Source organism: Paenibacillus sp. FSL H3-0321, from assembly GCF_038002865.1.
Classification (GTDB): domain Bacteria; phylum Bacillota; class Bacilli; order Paenibacillales; family Paenibacillaceae; genus Paenibacillus_AQ.
The window spans coordinates 4047324-4063184 of record NZ_JBBODH010000001.1 but is presented as its reverse complement, the minus strand read 5'-3'; the positions used below and the strand labels follow the sequence as shown (position 1 = coordinate 4063184).

The following is a 15861-nucleotide window of genomic DNA, read 5'->3' as shown; positions in this document are numbered from 1 at the left end:
TTAGGCAGGATGAACCCAAAAAATCCCCCATAAAGGGGGATCGGCACACTTATTTCCGCCGGATCATCTGTCTGTATTCCGTGGGCTGCATGCCCATGACTTCGCGGAAGGCCCGGGTGAAGCTTTTGTAGCTTTCATACCCGACCAGCGGCGTGATCTCGACGATTTTATATTCCGTCTCGGCCAGCAGCCGCCGGGCTTTATCCAGCCGCACATCACGCAAGTATTCAGCGAACCCTTTACCGACATTCTTTTTGAACAGGTTGGAGAAATAGGCGTAGTTCAGCGACACATGGTTGGAAACCATGGCGAGATCAAGCGGCTTGTGGTAATTTTCGTGGATGAAGCGGATCGCTTCGTTCAGGTCCTGCGAGTTACGGTAGCTGCACTTAAACTCGTAATAGAAATGGTTGAGACGCAGCATCTGTTGCTGCAGCGCCTGAATATAATCACGGATACCCGGATAGTCATACAGGTTACGCAGCGATTCAATATCGAGCGCATCCTCCCCCATGTAAGGGCGTATCACCCACTCGTACTCCTCCAGCATCTGCACCACAGCCCGGCATAACCGATCGGTATATTGAATGTGATAACGCTGCAGCACATCTTTGTGAAAAAGCATCGAGATGCCCTCGGCGATTTTGCCGTCGTTGTCAGCTCCAATGAAACGGAACAAAGCGTACAGCTCCTCATGGGGAAGCTGCCACTGCTGCATAAGCCCCGCGGTGTTCTCCGGCAGCAAGCAGCGCAGCTCGGGGAATAAATAGCTGTGCCGGTATAACTCCTGGACCTCGGTGTAGGCGCAGGGAAGCGCCTTTAACCCTTGCTGCGGCCCGGTCATGACGGCTGTAGCGCCAATCTGTGCGGTCTTGAGAGCGGCGGGCAGCTTGTCGGTCGGAACAGAGGCATCAACGGCTAATATCAGGTGCGGCCGGTGCTGAAGGCAGATGCAGCCCTCACTGCCATACACGCGGTAGGCGATGGATTCCATGCTGTGGGCGCTGCTGGCACCCGGCTGGTTAATCCGCCGCTCCTCGCGCAGCAGGCAGAGCCGGTAGCTGCGCCATAGCTCCGCATTTTGCTGCTCCGTCTCGCCCACCCACACCTCATCGCTTACCGAGCCCTGCATGTATAGGCTGAGTTCCTTGCGGTCCGTCTCCCGGGCGAGCCGGGATAGCTGCTCCATGTTGCGCGAAAGCGCCTGCCGGGTCCGGATTTCCTGCCACACATGCTCAACCGAGGCTTGCAGATCCTCACGGTTCACCGGCTTGAGCAAATAGCCCTTCGCCCCCAGTTCGATCGCCTTCTGGGCATAAGCAAAATCGCCGTATCCGCTAATGATCAGGTAATCAGCTGTGATGTGCTCTTCCCGTGCGTGCGCCATCAGCGTCAGTCCGTCCATATCGGGCATGCGGATATCGGTAATGACGAGCTGGATGCTGTTCTGGCGAAGCAGCTGCAGCGCCTCTATGCCATTCCCCGCGCAGTAAATGCTGTCCGGCTGGAGCGGGAATTGGCGCACCATAGCCTGCAGGCCGTCGCGGATATGCTTCTGATCGTCCACAATCAGCAGATTAATCAACTTTTACCATCCCCCCAGATTGACTTGTTCCCAAGGCAACCGTATCGTGACGCATGTATAGACGCCCGGTATGCTATCAATTGAAAGGCCGCTGCCCTTGCCGTAGTGCAGCTGCAGCCGTTTGTGCACATTCTCTAATCCTAGGCCGTTTTGGCTGGCGACAATCGGGTTATCCGACTCATCCTCCAGCGCCTCTTGCAGATTGCTGAGCGTCTGAGAATTGATGCCGGCTCCGTTGTCGCGGATTTCAATCAGAAGCATGAGGTTGTTCTCCACGGTTACGTTAATTTCGATGATCACGCTGCCCCCCTGGGGCGCCGCATGATGTACGGCGTTTTCCACAATGGGCTGCATGCACATTTTCGGAATAGGGTAGCGCAGCACCTCAGGCGGGAGGTCCGCCCGCAATTCGAAGCAGCTGCCTTCCATAAAGTTAATGAAGCGGATATAGCTCTGAATATTGGCTAGCTCATCCCCGAGACTGACGGTATCGCCCCGCCACTGCATGCTGTAACGCAGCAGCGAACCGAGTGACACCAACGCACCGGCGATAGCTGGCTGCCGTTCCACTTCCGCATGCATCCGGATCGACTCCAGTGCGTTGTAGAGGAAGTGGGAATTAATCTGCGAATGGAGCGAATGGAGCTGTGCGTTTTTGGCGATCAGCTGCTTATCAACGACCTGGGTCATCAGGCGCTGGATTTCATCAAGCATGTTGTTGTAGCTGACGGCGACATAGTCGATTTCATCGCCGGGTTCATTGTCGCCAAGACCTGTATGGATCTTGGCATCAAGCTGGCCTCTGCGCACCTTGCGCATGGAAGCCAGTACCATCTCCAGACGGCGGAAAATGCGCCGGGTCATATATGAAACTAACAGCAGCATCATCAGCAGCACGCAGGATGTAATGGCCACGACGAGCAGGTACCAGCTTCGCGGCCCCTTCATCAGATCATGGCGGGAAGCGATATCAATGACATAGGCATCCAGCGGCGCGATGTAACGGTATAGCGCATAATAGGTCTGATCACCGGCCCGGACCTCGACGGGATTGTTATGCTGCAGTACGTCGAGCTGCCCGTGAACGCGGGTAAGGATCTCATCCAGCTGCCCGCCTGCGTCCAGGGCAAAAGCATGCGAGGTATTATAAACATGGCGTGAAGGAGCGGTCCCATCCATGACAACAGAGAAGAAATTACCGCCTGTCTCCTCCTCCAAAAGATTGCTGAAAAAGATGCTGTGCCGGGTCCGGATTTCCATGATGGTAGGCCGCTTGTACTGTTGTCCCTGAAGGCGCACCAATCTGTAGTAGGATAACGTATGCTCCCCGTCCTGAAGGGAGAACAAGCGGTAAGCGGCTCCGTTCTCTCCACGCAGTGACATCCAGTAGTCCTGCGGCCAGAACCGGTCGTAATGATAGATTTCCGGCCAGATCTCGTACAGGTTCGGGTTATCGACATAGAAGCTTAGCTCGCTAACCATGTCGTAGCTTTGAATAATATTATGCATTTGCTCGTATTGATTCTGCCTGAACTTGACGAGCCGCAGACCGTCGGCCCGCATATCGGAATGAATGAAGTCCACAAATGCTTTCTGTGTCAGAGCTGTTGAGGAAGCGTTCTCAAGCATATCCATGCGGCTGCGCAGCTGTTCCTCCAGGCGCGAGACGTGGCTGCTGCCGGTGGCCATGGCGTCCTTGTAGAGCTGGGTTTCCTGCGCCCGGATAAACAGGAAGGATACCACAATGGCAGGAATGGCAATCATCAGGCTGAAAGCCAGAAATAATTTTTGTGATATACGGGAATTGCGGTAAAGCTTCCTTATTTTCATCCATACAGCCTTCATTCCCATACCTCCCTACATTTGTAATATACCATGGATTACAAACCTTCAGGCAGGTAAACAGGAGAATGGGCGAACTTGCTGAAACCCCTGCGTAAGCAGACAAGACCGGCTGCCCCTCAGGCAGCCGGCAGTGCTGTTAATCGGCCATTTTCGCTTTCCGCACATCCAGCTCGGTCTGGCGGAACTCCATTACCTGCTGGAAGCCGTAACTGTCACGGCGCTCAAGGAAGCTTGCGAAGATTTTGTCAAACGCAGCCTCATCCTTGGCTGTAATCAGCTCCGGCAGCACTTCCTCCCAGTTCTGTGAAATCCGTGACCAGGCTACTGCAACCTCGGAATCGCCCAGCGGGTCCAGCCCCTTGTAAATGCCGCTGTCAATATCGGCCTGAGCGTTGGCGAAGTCCTCCATCTGCTTGATCACAGGTGCTTTCTCCGGTCTCCACTGGTTAACGATAACCGGGTTACGCATCATCCAGTACGTATCGAGCACGCCATACTGTTTCTCCAGCGTCTCAATATCGCTCTCAATCAGGTTCAGCATATCAGCCTTGAGCTGAGGCTTGCCGTCCACCGTCTCCCACGTTTCTCCTTCTTTGCCGAGGAACAGATCGTGCTGCCCTTCTTCGCTGGAGAGATAGGTCAGGAAGCGGATGGCCCGTTCCGGATTTTTCGTCGACTTGCTGATCATTGTCACCATCCAGCCGTCCATATTGCCGGGGAACAGCTTGGCGCTGTCGCCGCTGCTGTTCTGCGGTCCATCCACAGCGATATAATACGAATCGGGATTGGTGCCGGCAGCCAGCATCGGATTCACGGCCGTCATACCGGACCATTCACGGATCATCATGAAATAGCGCGCGTTATTCGTTTTCTCCTCCACCTGCGTATCGGAATCCACCAGGAAGTCTACGTTGATCAGCCCGCGCTCGTAAGCGGTGCGGAATGTTTTCAGCCAGGCAATATATTCGGGATCGGTTACGCGGTCATATACTTTTCCGTCCTTCTCGTGCGGTATGGCCAACAGATTATGCAGATATTCAGTCATGCCGTATGGCACATTGCCTTGGGCGAAGAAGGGGCTCATCGGCTGGCCCTTATATTTCGAATATTTATCCTTGAACAGTTGCAGCGCGTTCAGAAAGCCCTCCGGGGTGCTGAGGTCTGGACTGCCCATTTCTTCATACAGATCCTTCCGTACAAGGAACGTCTGGTTGGCCGCCGTCATACCCGTTTCATGCATCAGGTTCGGGCTGTAGGAGTCGTTCGGAATGCCATAGGTGTTGCCGTTTTCCTGCCGGTACCATTTCAGGGTCCCGTCACCCGCCACCTTGTAGAAGTAAGGGTCATACTGGTCAGCCAGTTCGTTTAAGGCATAGACATGGTCGCCTTCCCACAGTTTTTTGACAGCAGTTTCCCATGATCCCATGGAGATAAGGTCCGGCAGCTGGCCGGAGGTCATCATTAAGGTGATATGCTCGTTCGCTTCGCCGGAAGGGACTTCGAGCTTAACATTGACGCCTGTTTTCTCTGTAATGTACTTGGAGGTCAAGCTTTCGCCCCAGGAGTGGGCGTACCAGTTGGCACCGACGAACCAGGTTAAATCGATTGGACTCGTATCCAGTTTCCATGCGGGCTCATCGGGATTCAGCGTTGCTTCGTTCTGCGGCGCTTGTGTAGAGTCTGCGGGCTGTGCGGTCGGGGCGCTTTCATTATTGCCGGAATTGCCGCTGCACGCGGCCAGAGCCAGCGACAGCATCAAGGCCAGCATGATAGTCAGACTTCTTTTAACGGGTTTACGCTTCATAAGAAGATCATCCTTTCGGTTTTTTGTAAGTTACTGATTAGGGAATCCGGTTCACCCCTTAATAGCGCCGATCATAACCCCTTTGACCAGATAACGCTGAATGAAGGGATAGAACACCAGAATTGGCAGGGTAGCCACCATCATGGAGGCGAACTTTATGGAGTTGCCGGGCAGTCTTGCCCCGAACTGGGCCATCGCCTGCTGCTGCATGAAGGACATGGAGTTTTCGGCAATGATTTTGTACAAAATGGTCTGCAAAGGCAGAATCTCCTGCGAGCGGATATAGATAACGCCCTGATAATAATCGTTCCAGTGATAGACTGCCGAGAACAGCGAGATGGTAGCGATCACAGCCATGCTGTTAGGCAGTACAATCCGGAACAGCACGCCGTAATCTGATGCCCCGTCTACCTTGGCCGATTCCTCGAGACTGTCTGGAATGGTGCGGAAAAAGCTCATGAAGATGACCATATTAAAAAAGCTGTACATGCCGGGAATGACGAATACCCAGAAGTTGTCGTACAGGCCCAGCTTCGTCATCAGGATAAACGTTGGAATGAGTCCGCCTGAAAAGAGCATGGTAATCAGGGCGATTTTCATATACAGCTTGCGGCCGATCAGCGTCGTCTTGCTCATGCCGTAAGCTATTATGGCGGTAAAAAAGACATGTGCAGCCGACCCGATTACGGTGCGCAGGGTTGTAATTACGAACCCGTTCATCATTGTCTTGTCGTTAAATACGACGCTGTAGCTGGCCAGCGAGAACTGCTCCGGGAACCAGTTGACGGTGCCCAGCAACGCCTGCTCCGGCGCATTAAGCGAGTTAATAAGCACGAACCACATGGGGTACAGCGTCAGAAAGCATACCCCTAGCATCAGGAGGGTGTTGCAGACTTCAAATACTCCGATGCTCCTTAGTCCTGAGCGTCTTTTCACCGGTTGGCCCCCTTTCTAGAAAATGCCGTCGCCAGTCAATTTTTTGGATGTCTGATTCGCCATAAACAGCAGCCCCAGCGCCACGATGGAACGGGCAAATAAAACGGCTGTTGAGAAAGAATGGCGTCCCGACACAAGTCCCATGTTATAGATATAGAGATCGAGACTCTCGGCCATCTTCATGTTCATATTGTTTTTTAACATAAAGATCTGCTCAAAGTTACTGCCGAGAATGCCGCTGACGGCGAGGATGAACAGAATAGCGATGGTCGGACGGATGCTCTGCACGGTAATGTGCCACATGCGCTGCCAGCGGCCCGCTCCGTCAAGCTCTGCGGCCTCGTACAGACCAGGGTCGATGCCGGATATAGCCGCGATGTAGATGATGGCGCTCCAGCCTGTTTCCTTCAGCGTATCGGTAAAAAAGGTAATCCACCAGAAATATTTCGGGTCACTGTTAAAGAGAATTTCGCGGTTCTGCAGTCCGAGTGTGATCATCAGCTGGTTGACCACACCACCTTCGCCCAGCCAGTTGAGCGCGATGCCGCCGAAGATCGTCCAGGCGATAAAGTGCGGCAGGTACGAAATGGTCTGCACAGTGCGCTTGAAGCGCAGGCTGCGGATTTCGCCCAGCAGCAGAGCAAACAAAATCGGAATCGGAAACCCCAGCACAAGCTTGATGCTGCTCATCCCCAGCGTATTACGGATCGAACGCCAGAACCGGTCGTCCGTCACAAAATCCTGAAAGTGCTTCAGTCCGACAAACGGCGACTCTAGCATAGGCTTCGCGATACTATAGTCCATAAAGCCGATAATGAGCCACAGCATCGGAAAATAACAAAAGATCAACATCCAGATGATTCCCGGAATGACCATGCTTTGCATCTGCCACTGTCTAAAAAACGCTTTCATTTGTTTCGTTTGAAATTGAAACATGTCTCGTGTCCCCCCCTTCCTTTTCATCGTAAGAAAAAAGACCCAGGAAAAAAAGGGCATGATTTTTGACCCTATCCCATTTTTTTGGATTCATTCGGGCCGGGCACTGAAATGCATTATGCTGTGGTTAAATGGAAAGGAGAGTGTCTTGGATGAGTAAGCTGATATGGGAGCAGGATTTTGTGAACGGCGGAGGTGATTTGAGTCTCTGGAACATCCGTATAGGCAACGATCTGCTTGATAATAACGATAATCCCATCTATGCCGGTTGGGGGAACGGCGAGCAGCAGTTCTATACGGATCACCCGAACAATCTCTATTTCGATGAGTACGGCTTAAACCTGCGCGCGTGTCTTGAAACAGTTGAGAAGGATGGAAGGAGCTTTGCGTATACATCGGCCCGTTTAGATACAAGGAATCACTTCTCTTTCTGCTACGGTAAGCTTGTCATACGCGCCAAGCTGCCGGTAGGGCAGGGTCTATGGCCTGCCATCTGGCTGCTGCCGCAGGATCTGGCATACGGGCCTTGGCCAGCCTCCGGAGAGCTCGACATTCTAGAGGCCAAGGGCCGCCTTCCCCGGCAGATCGCCGGCACGCTGCACTACGGAAAGGACCTTGACAGCAAAGTGGTTGAGGAATTCACCCACGAGCTTGAAGACGGAATCATCAATGAGTTCCGCGATTATACGCTGGAATGGGATGCGGGTTCTATTCGCTGGCTGGTAGACGGGTATTGCTTCGCGCAGCGCCAGCTGGAGCCGGGCATCATGCCGTTCGACCAGCCCTTCTATCTGCTGCTTAACCTGGCCGTGGGCGGATGGTACGACAACGTGGAGGTGGACGAGGCAGTGCTGCCCGGGTTGATGACGGTGGCGGGGGTTTGGCTTTATGCGTAGGATGAAATTGACTATTTAGATTGAACTTGAGAATATACATTTAGGGAAAAGAAATCGAAACCTAACAGCGGTTGGAAGTCCAAACATTCTCTGTAGTCACGGCCAATAATCCCAAAATAGAAGAATTATAAGTTCAATCTATATAGCAATGAATCAATTATGCTCAGGTGTCTTTTTGATAAACCAACCGAGCACCAAAATAAGTATTGCAAGAATAAATTCAATCCAAAAAACCGTTTGTAGACCGGAAACCATGCTTTGTGTCTTCTCATGCATTGCAGTGGGATCGAGCGAATGGTGAAGATAACGAGTGGCTCCAGACGACATGATGCCGACGAACAATGCAATGCCAATTCCACCTGCAATCTGTTGAAGCGTATTGTATATGGCTGTGCCATGAGGGACCAGGTGACGTGGAAGTTGATTCAATCCTGCCGTCTGAGCCGGCATGACGACGAATGACATGCCTACGAATAAGAGGACATGATTGAACAGCACAGAACCTTGTGTTGTATCACTGTCGATGCCGGCAAACAGCCACAACGATATGGCGATCAGGAGCAGACCGGGCACAATTACGCGTCTCGGCCCGAATTTATCGAATAATTTCCCCGACACCGGCATCAGGATCCCGTTCAAAATGCTACCTGGCATAAGAAGTAAGCCTGTCGCGAATGCTGTCAACTTCATCACATCCTGCATATAGAACGGCAGCAATGTTGTTGTGGAGAATAGAACCATCATCAGAATAACAATCAATACCGCAACGAGAGAAAAAGTATGATGCCGGAATACTGAAAGATCGATCAACGGCTCTTTGATCTTGAGCTGTCGCCATACTAGCAAGAGCAAGAAAAGGCTGCCTATTGCAATCAATCCGTAACCTTTAGGCCCAAGAGAGACACTTGTTTGGCTGAAGCCGTAGGTGACGCAGCCGAAACCGGCGGTTGACATCACAATGGACACAAGATCGACCCTTGGCTTGGTCAGTTCTGTCACATTCTTTAAGTAGATGAATGCATAAATCATCGAAAACAGTGCGACAGGAATCACCATGTAGAACAGCCAGCGCCAGTGTAAGGTATCGATAATCAAACCAGACAAAGTCGGCCCGATGACAGGGGCAAGCATGATGACCAGCCCCATGAGACCCATGGCGGCACCCCGGCGTTCTGGAGGATAGAGGGCGAGAATCGTATTCATCATCAACGGGATCAATAATCCTGTACCGCAAGCCTGAATAACCCTGCCCGTCAGCAAGATTCCGAATCCCGGGGATACTGCACACAAGCAGGTACCGGCCAAAAATAATGCCATCGCAGACATAAACATCTGGCGAGTTGTGAACCATTGCTGCAGTAATGCGGTCACCGGCACGAGTACACCGATAACGAGCATATAACCTGTCGATAACCACTGTATGGTCGCGGCAGCAACATTGAATTCCCGCATCAATCCAGGAAGCGCATTAGCAAGCAAATTTTCGTTAAGAAAGGCAACAAATGCACCGATGAGTAGTGCGGTTAACATCGGCCCTCTCTTCATTCCACTTGCCTCTTGAATCCGGTTGTCCATTTTCTACCTCCCGAATAGTTATTTCGTAGTGCCTTGATACCAAACCGCCAGCTTGCCGTGCAGATTACCCCACACCATCACTTTCTAACAAGGAGTAAAAATTATCGCGGTCTTCGTTATCGAATTTGCCAAGCGTCCGCACCCTGATAAATTCATGTCCGCCATACATGTCTATTTCCTCGCCATACCTGTTATAGAGCGCGATCATATTGCCATCCCGATTCAACTCCATGTACCCGTAACAATCTGCTTCAGGTGCTTCGCCGTAAAAGAGCGTAAATTTGATTTTGATCACTTTGTGCATGCAGAGCCTCCTTTTCCCCATCAACCTGAAGTAAATTTTACGTGAAACCGGATGAATTGGAAAAAGCGATATCGCTCTTCCTACCCGGAAATTCATTCATATTTCGAAAGCATGAGGGGGATACCCCGCTACGCCGCTAATTCACACATTATCTCTTGACGGGATGAGATTAGGGGAGTATTATAACGTGCCAGTTAACTCTGCAAGATAAATCAAACGAAAGAGTATGCCGCGGCCGCTCCTTTAGCAATCAGCTTACGGGAGACAATAGTAGACTGATGATGAGGAGAGAGTAGAACATGTTCCTTTTTAAGAAAAATAAAGGTATCACTCAAGAGGAGCTGCAGGCCACAGTTGAAGGCTTGGAGCAGGCTTATATGGATAAGGATGAACAAGGTTTGATCAAAAGATTTCATCCGGATAAGAGGGGGATGTCCTTCTTAAATCACTTTCAACTGATGCTGACATTTCAAATCTATAATATAAAATCTGAAATCCTCAAATTTGAATTACTGTCGGTAGACGCCAATAAAGCAGTCTTTACTTACACCCGGAAGCACATGCATACCTGTGTCAATCCCGCCGATGAACGTGAGGAAAAAAGAAATCAAATTAACAGTTATTACGTTGAGGCTGTGAAGGAGAACGGTTCAATTTGGATTACGAGGTACAGCTCTTATAGCACGATTTATGTAGATAAGCAGGGTGAACTCCTTATGGGCGTGGATGCGGTCATTCCTCCTGGTGAAGAGATCGACCCAAGCATTGCCCGGTTCATCCCGTATTTTCAGCTTGATAGCTATGTACCTGCAACATTCCATGTTTACAGTAACAGTCAATTTATCGGATATTATCCGCTGGGCGAATACCATCGGTACCAGCCTTCGTGTACGTTCACGATTAATTATTTTGATGAGATGGAGGCTGCCTCTGTAGAAAAGCATACAGCAGATTATGTCTCCCAAGAGACCATAGTGGCTGCTCAAGTACTGCATCAGACGGATTGCAGCTCTATAGTTGAGACGCAAATAATGAACAATAATGTATTAGAGCATGAACTTGTTACCAGCCTGCTTACCAAGGATGGGTTCTACATGGTTAGATTTCTGTATGATAAAGGGCTTCTTGTGAACATGACCCTATAAGATCAGCTCCGCAAGACGATGGATTCCCTGCTCAATCGATGCTTCATCTACTTTTGCAAACCCCAACACCCAGCCCTTCCTTTTGCTTTCCAAACAATAAGGTCCAAGAGGGTATACACGTATTCCCTGTTGAAGGGCTAACTTTGTCACGGTTTCTTCGTCGTATGATTCTTCAGCTTCAAGTAACATATGCAATCCCGTTTCTACTCCACTTAGTGTGAAGCGTTCCCCTAAACCGCTAGCCATAATAGCCTTTGTCATAGCTTCGTGTCTTCGCCGGTACACATTTCTGACTCTTCGCATATGGCGCATAAAATGCCCATTCTTGATGAAGTGGGTTAGTGTGAGCTGATCCATAATCGGAAGATGACGGTAAGTCAGTTCCTGTACCCTGGCAAGTTGAGCAATTGCCCGGGCAGATCCAACGATAGCCGAAATACGGATGCCTGGAGCAATCATTTTAGAAAAACTCATGAGGTACAAGGTATTATTAGATGCCTGACTAAAGAGTGTGGGAAGCGGGTCCCCACGATATCGAAATTCACTGTCATAATCGTCCTCAATGATCCAAAATTGTTCTTGCACGGCCTTATGCAGCAATTGTTGCCTGCGCGGCTCCGACATAACAACCCCGACCGCGCACTGGTGCGAGGGAGTCGCAAAGATCAGTTTGGATTGTGGATGAATACGGTCAACTACAAGACCATGCGCATCAACGGGGACGGGCACCACATTCATACGCCGATAGTTCATCGCCATCCAGGAAGCTGGAAAACCGGGATCTTCTACAGAGACAGTGTCCCCATCAGATAAAAGCGATTGTGCGATTAAGTCAATGCTATGCTGAGCTCCTGAGGTCAACAGAATCTGATTTGTTTGGATATGGATACCTCGTTCAAGTGATAAATAACGCTGAATTTGCTCACGTAATGGTGTGAGGCCATAGGGGTTGCCGTAAGCCCAGTTTGATAAGTCCATTGCAGCGGATGCGTGGAGAAACGATTGTCGCCAGTTCTTTTGAAAATGTCCATCCAAATAAGGTTCGTGGGGACTAAAATCAATATCCGCTTCTCCATGTTCTTTGCCTCTGAACCAGTCCTGTAATTGATCGACCGCCGAGTCCAACAAGGGAAGTGAGGGAGGCAGAGGGCCATTTGCTATGATTTCCTTCGTTGACTCAGTGATTTGATTCCATTTACTAACCCGCGTTCCTCCTCGTCGGGATGTAACCGTATAGCCTCGACTTAGCAATTCCTCATAGACGATCTGTATAGTAGAGCGAGAGACGCCTATCTGGTGAGCGAGTTCGCGGGAAGGAATCAGCAATTCTCCTGGAGCCCAGATTCCACTTGTAATATTATGAATGGCTTGATCAAGCAATTGCTGCCAGATCGGTCTCTTATCATTACGAATTACTTTCATCATCGTGTATACCTCCAAATAGTAGCTCCAACCATAAAATATTAAGTAATTATGGATTGCTCATAACCTTGATGTTTGGATCTTAAAAGGCACTCCATTCACTGATATACTACCGTAATAACGCTGGTATTTGCAATCTGAGTCGTTGCCGCACTCTAGAAGAGTATCGGAGTTCAAACTATTGGAGTGGGATGAATATCTCATGAGTGAAAGGAGAGATTTCGAAATGGATCCAGTTCGTTACAAGACCAGGGAATGCAAGGATCAGGAGAAAATTGAAAGCTTCCTGCAGCAAGCGAGAATTGGATATCTTGGGTTGGTTGATGGGAACCTCCCTTATGTTGTACCGCTAAATTATGTATGGTCTGAGGGGAAGCTCTATATTCACGGGGCTGGCGATGGAAGACGTAATCAGGTCATGAGCGAAAATCCAGAGGTGTGTTTTACGGTGTGTGAGGAATACGGGACCATTACGGATCCGGTACCTGCTAAAACGGATACGGCTTATATGAGCGTAATGATATTTGGACAAGCAGAGCCGATCACAGATTTGGACGAAGCCACTCATGTACTTCAGGGATTGATCAATAAATACGTACCCGGCTATTATAACCGCCCTTTGTCCAAGCAACATGTGGACAAGTATAGGTCGGCTGTATTCGGCGGACCGGTTCAAGTTTACCGGGTTATTCCGCACCATATGACAGCAAAAGAAAGTCCTATTGAAGCAGAAAAAATGTATAGAACGGACACGATTGTGCGAGAGATTTAACGACAAGATATGCTTTCATATTTCTTCAAAATTTAGCGCGAATGCCCTATGACTATGTGATATAGTTTTAGGGTATTTTTTCGGTATAAATTTTAATTATTTTGATTGAATTCAACAGGTTAAGCTGAACATTTTTGAAGTGAAATCCGATAAAGGTAAGGAATGGCACTTATTCAATGTGCTTGAAAAGGAGAGTGTATATGCCTGCTAAGCTAATGAAAAATATCATCGTGATTTGTTTGGTTCTCGTATTCTTACCGGCAACATCCATTTGGGCCGCATCCGTCATTACAGACCCGGCTTTGGCGAAAGCCGTTCGCGCGGAATTAGAGCTGCCGGCTAAGAAAGAGCTGAAGGCAGTTGATTTGAAGAAGTTGGAATCTTTGTATCCTAGCGAATCTAAGGCTAAAATCACCAGTTTACAGGGTCTTGAATATGCGGTTAACATGGAGAGCTTATTTCTGCCCGGCCAAAAGATAAAGAATATTAACCCGCTAAGCAGGTTGAAAAAGTTAACGTTCTTAGCAGTTGAGGAGAATCAGATTACGGATCTTTCACCGATTTCCGGGTTAAGTTCTCTAGAGAAGCTGGTTGTTGACGGTAACAAGATAAAAAGTCTAGTGCCGTTAAAAAATCTAAATAAGCTGACCGATCTTCTTGCCAGCAACAATCAGGTGGAAGACCTAAGTCCCATTAAAAAATTGAAGTTAGAATGGCTCTTACTGAGCGGAAATAAAATTCAAGATTTGACGCCGTTAAAAAATCATCCAACATTGGAACATCTCTATCTAGACGATAACCTCATCCAGGATATTGAAGTGCTCGAAACGTTGCCCCAATTACAAGAAGTATCTTTGGCAAACAACCCGCTGAATGAACAAGCGGAGCAGGTTATCCAAGAGCTGGAGAACAATGGTGTCATAGTAAATTTGGAAGATAACAGGGATACTCAGCCAGAGTAGCTTGAAAGCGAGGAAGTGAAGCAATACGTCGATCTGAACCGGATTTGCCTGAGCCCGCAATGCGGCTTTGCTTTCACGGAAGAGGGCAACTAATCGAGAATTTAACGTTGGATCAAAGAAAAGTTATTAAAGCAAAAAATAGTGAGGGGGTGTACCAAGCCATTTGAGGGCTATTGGGACACCCCCTAAAAGCTTGGCGTTACAGACAGCTATTTTTTTCATTGGAGGGACCCCCAGATTGATGAAGGTTATCCGGTTTTTTTTCATTCTCACTTTTCTTTTCATTGTCGGATGCAATAACAGTAATTCGTCAGATGATGAGATCCTTTCCTTTGTTCTTAAATACAGCGATTTAAACGAAACTACAGTAAAACTAAAGGATTGGCCTGATACAAATGAAGACGAAGAACAATTAAGCGATCCTATTTATTTTGTTGTAGTCGAAAAAAGACCAGATAATAAAAGTAATGAGGTAGATCAAAGGGATTATTACAGTATTTACTTTGGTGAGAATTATGGGGATCATATTGCCAGGTCCTTACGGATATTTGTAAAATATGATCTGAGCGAGATTGTCTTATCCGAAGCTGGATATTTTGATGAACAGACGGAAGTTATCTATCCGTAGGTAGTAAAGAGTCACTTCCGAACACATTTTCGCGAGGAAAGAAGGTGCTCCCGTTGGCAAAATGGGATAATATGCTATCCATGCTTTGGATGCTACGCTCCGGTAGGAAACTCACCGCCGCTCAGATCGCGGACAGTTTGGAGATCAGCATCCGCACCGTATACCGGTATATCGACGCATTATGCGCCAGCGGTGTGCCAGTCATTGCGGAATCGGGCCATGACGGCGGCATTCACATTCTGGAAAGCTTCAGGGAGACTCCATTGTTCTTCAATTCCGTAGAGCTGAAGGCACTTGTGGATGCGTTTAAATTTGCGCAAGGTGCCGGCTATCCGTATACGGAAGAATTGGAAAGCGCATTGGAGAAAGTGAAGAATGGGCTGCACGAAGAGCAGCGCGACGATCTGTCCCGTCAGACGAGTGGCTTGGATGTGATTTCTCCGGTGCGTCCGCCTTCCGGTGTTCTGTTGTTGCGGGACCTGGAGCAGGCGGCGAAGGATGGGCGAACGGTCTGCATCGCCTATCGTAAGGAGCACGCGGGACAGGCCGACGAACGTAAAGTCGATCCATACGGGTTGGCTTACGACCGGAACGAATGGTACGTCGTCGCGTTTTGCCATCGGTCGCTGGCAATGCGGACGTTCCGCGTAGATCGTATCGCGCGGTTGGAGTCAACCGAAGCGCGGTTCGAAAAGCCGGAGCATTTCTCCGCGTCTGCCTATTTCCACGACCAGTCTAAGCGGGAACGGGAGGCGGACGGACCGCTAACGGTCATCCGTATCGAGGGGGAGCCCGACACGTTGAACGCGGTTTGCCGCCACTGGCATCTACGCCACTATTTGACGGAAAGGACCGATCGTGAGGCGCGGTTTCTGCTCGACGTTCCGACGATGAACAAGTACCTTCCGATGTATCTGCTGACGTTTGGTCCGGCCATTTGTATACGGGAGCCGCTGGAGCTGAAGCGTCAGATTCAGGAAATGGCTTACGGAATCGCAAAACATTACGAAGACGATCCCGATTGAACTCCGCTGACAACGGTTGTCAGCGA

At 49.5% G+C, this 15861-nt stretch carries 14 protein-coding genes; 6 read left to right on the top strand and 8 right to left on the bottom strand.

Annotation, left to right across the window (positions count from 1 at the left end; translation table 11 throughout):
• Window positions 1–49: 49 nt before the first annotated feature.
• From MHI45_RS17985 to MHI45_RS17965, 5 genes are all read right to left on the bottom strand, one after another.
• Entirely contained in the window at window positions 50–1585 is a 1536-nt protein-coding gene (locus MHI45_RS17985; RefSeq protein WP_076111807.1) for a response regulator, read from the bottom strand.
• Between the two features lie 3 nt (window positions 1586–1588).
• Window positions 1589–3430 (bottom strand): sensor histidine kinase, encoded by a 1842-nt coding sequence (locus MHI45_RS17980; RefSeq protein WP_076111808.1) that lies wholly within the window; start codon window positions 3428–3430, stop codon window positions 1589–1591.
• 136 nt (window positions 3431–3566) lie between these two features.
• Window positions 3567–5234 carry an extracellular solute-binding protein gene (locus tag MHI45_RS17975; protein ID WP_076111810.1) on the bottom strand — a complete coding sequence of 556 codons (1668 nt, stop codon included), beginning with the start codon at window positions 5232–5234 and terminating at the stop codon, window positions 3567–3569.
• A gap of 51 nt (window positions 5235–5285) precedes the next feature.
• Entirely contained in the window at window positions 5286–6170 is an 885-nt protein-coding gene (locus tag MHI45_RS17970) for a carbohydrate ABC transporter permease (RefSeq protein ID WP_076111812.1), read from the bottom strand.
• Window positions 6171–6185: 15 nt separating this feature from the next.
• Window positions 6186–7106 (bottom strand): ABC transporter permease, encoded by a 921-nt coding sequence (locus MHI45_RS17965; RefSeq protein WP_076111814.1) that lies wholly within the window; start codon window positions 7104–7106, stop codon window positions 6186–6188.
• A gap of 152 nt (window positions 7107–7258) precedes the next feature.
• On the opposite strand from MHI45_RS17965, the gene MHI45_RS17960 reads away from it, so the two are divergent.
• On the top strand, window positions 7259–8002 hold the full coding sequence (locus tag MHI45_RS17960) for a glycoside hydrolase family 16 protein (RefSeq protein ID WP_341119246.1): 744 nt from the start codon (window positions 7259–7261) through the stop codon (window positions 8000–8002).
• Between the two features lie 153 nt (window positions 8003–8155).
• On the opposite strand, the gene MHI45_RS17955 is transcribed toward MHI45_RS17960, so the two are convergent.
• Window positions 8156–9577 carry an MDR family MFS transporter gene (locus tag MHI45_RS17955; protein ID WP_038598109.1) on the bottom strand — a complete coding sequence of 474 codons (1422 nt, stop codon included), beginning with the start codon at window positions 9575–9577 and terminating at the stop codon, window positions 8156–8158.
• 64 nt (window positions 9578–9641) lie between these two features.
• Window positions 9642–9881 (bottom strand): hypothetical protein, encoded by a 240-nt coding sequence (locus MHI45_RS17950; RefSeq protein ID WP_038598107.1) that lies wholly within the window; start codon window positions 9879–9881, stop codon window positions 9642–9644.
• Window positions 9882–10180: 299 nt separating this feature from the next.
• On the opposite strand from MHI45_RS17950, the gene MHI45_RS17945 reads away from it, so the two are divergent.
• Window positions 10181–11026, top strand: coding sequence for a hypothetical protein (locus MHI45_RS17945; RefSeq protein ID WP_341119245.1), 846 nt, complete (start codon window positions 10181–10183; stop codon window positions 11024–11026).
• On the opposite strand, the gene pdxR is transcribed toward MHI45_RS17945, so the two are convergent.
• Window positions 11021–12451, bottom strand: a complete 1431-nt coding sequence (pdxR, locus tag MHI45_RS17940) for a MocR-like pyridoxine biosynthesis transcription factor PdxR (RefSeq protein ID WP_076111828.1) — start codon at window positions 12449–12451, stop codon at window positions 11021–11023. The two genes, MHI45_RS17945 and pdxR, sit on opposite strands and share 6 nt — an antisense overlap.
• Window positions 12452–12674: 223 nt before the next feature.
• On the opposite strand from pdxR, the gene MHI45_RS17935 reads away from it, so the two are divergent.
• From MHI45_RS17935 to MHI45_RS17920, 4 genes are all read left to right on the top strand, one after another.
• Complete coding sequence (locus tag MHI45_RS17935) at window positions 12675–13220, top strand: pyridoxamine 5'-phosphate oxidase family protein (protein ID WP_076111830.1); 546 nt, start codon at window positions 12675–12677, stop codon at window positions 13218–13220.
• A gap of 200 nt (window positions 13221–13420) precedes the next feature.
• The gene (locus MHI45_RS17930; RefSeq protein ID WP_076111832.1) at window positions 13421–14182 is read left to right on the top strand and encodes a leucine-rich repeat domain-containing protein; all 762 of its coding nucleotides are present in this window, start codon (window positions 13421–13423) and stop codon (window positions 14180–14182) included.
• Between the two features lie 238 nt (window positions 14183–14420).
• Complete coding sequence (locus MHI45_RS17925) at window positions 14421–14810, top strand: hypothetical protein (protein ID WP_340895904.1); 390 nt, start codon at window positions 14421–14423, stop codon at window positions 14808–14810.
• A 53-nt stretch (window positions 14811–14863) separates the two neighbouring features.
• On the top strand, window positions 14864–15835 hold the full coding sequence (locus tag MHI45_RS17920; RefSeq protein WP_076111835.1) for a helix-turn-helix transcriptional regulator: 972 nt from the start codon (window positions 14864–14866) through the stop codon (window positions 15833–15835).
• Window positions 15836–15861 lie beyond the last annotated feature (26 nt).

Coding starts and splice junctions, on each gene's coding strand:
- MHI45_RS17980 (WP_076111808.1), bottom strand. CDS start 3,430: ATGAAGGCTGTATGGATGAAAATAAGGAAGCTTTACCGCAATTCCCGT.
- MHI45_RS17975 (WP_076111810.1), bottom strand. CDS start 5,234: ATGAAGCGTAAACCCGTTAAAAGAAGTCTGACTATCATGCTGGCCTTG.
- MHI45_RS17965 (WP_076111814.1), bottom strand. CDS start 7,106: ATGTTTCAATTTCAAACGAAACAAATGAAAGCGTTTTTTAGACAGTGG.
- MHI45_RS17960 (WP_341119246.1), top strand. CDS start 7,259: ATGAGTAAGCTGATATGGGAGCAGGATTTTGTGAACGGCGGAGGTGAT.
- MHI45_RS17955 (WP_038598109.1), bottom strand. CDS start 9,577: ATGGACAACCGGATTCAAGAGGCAAGTGGAATGAAGAGAGGGCCGATG.
- MHI45_RS17950 (WP_038598107.1), bottom strand. CDS start 9,881: ATGCACAAAGTGATCAAAATCAAATTTACGCTCTTTTACGGCGAAGCA.
- MHI45_RS17945 (WP_341119245.1), top strand. CDS start 10,181: ATGTTCCTTTTTAAGAAAAATAAAGGTATCACTCAAGAGGAGCTGCAG.
- pdxR (WP_076111828.1), bottom strand. CDS start 12,451: ATGATGAAAGTAATTCGTAATGATAAGAGACCGATCTGGCAGCAATTG.
- MHI45_RS17935 (WP_076111830.1), top strand. CDS start 12,675: ATGGATCCAGTTCGTTACAAGACCAGGGAATGCAAGGATCAGGAGAAA.
- MHI45_RS17930 (WP_076111832.1), top strand. CDS start 13,421: ATGCCTGCTAAGCTAATGAAAAATATCATCGTGATTTGTTTGGTTCTC.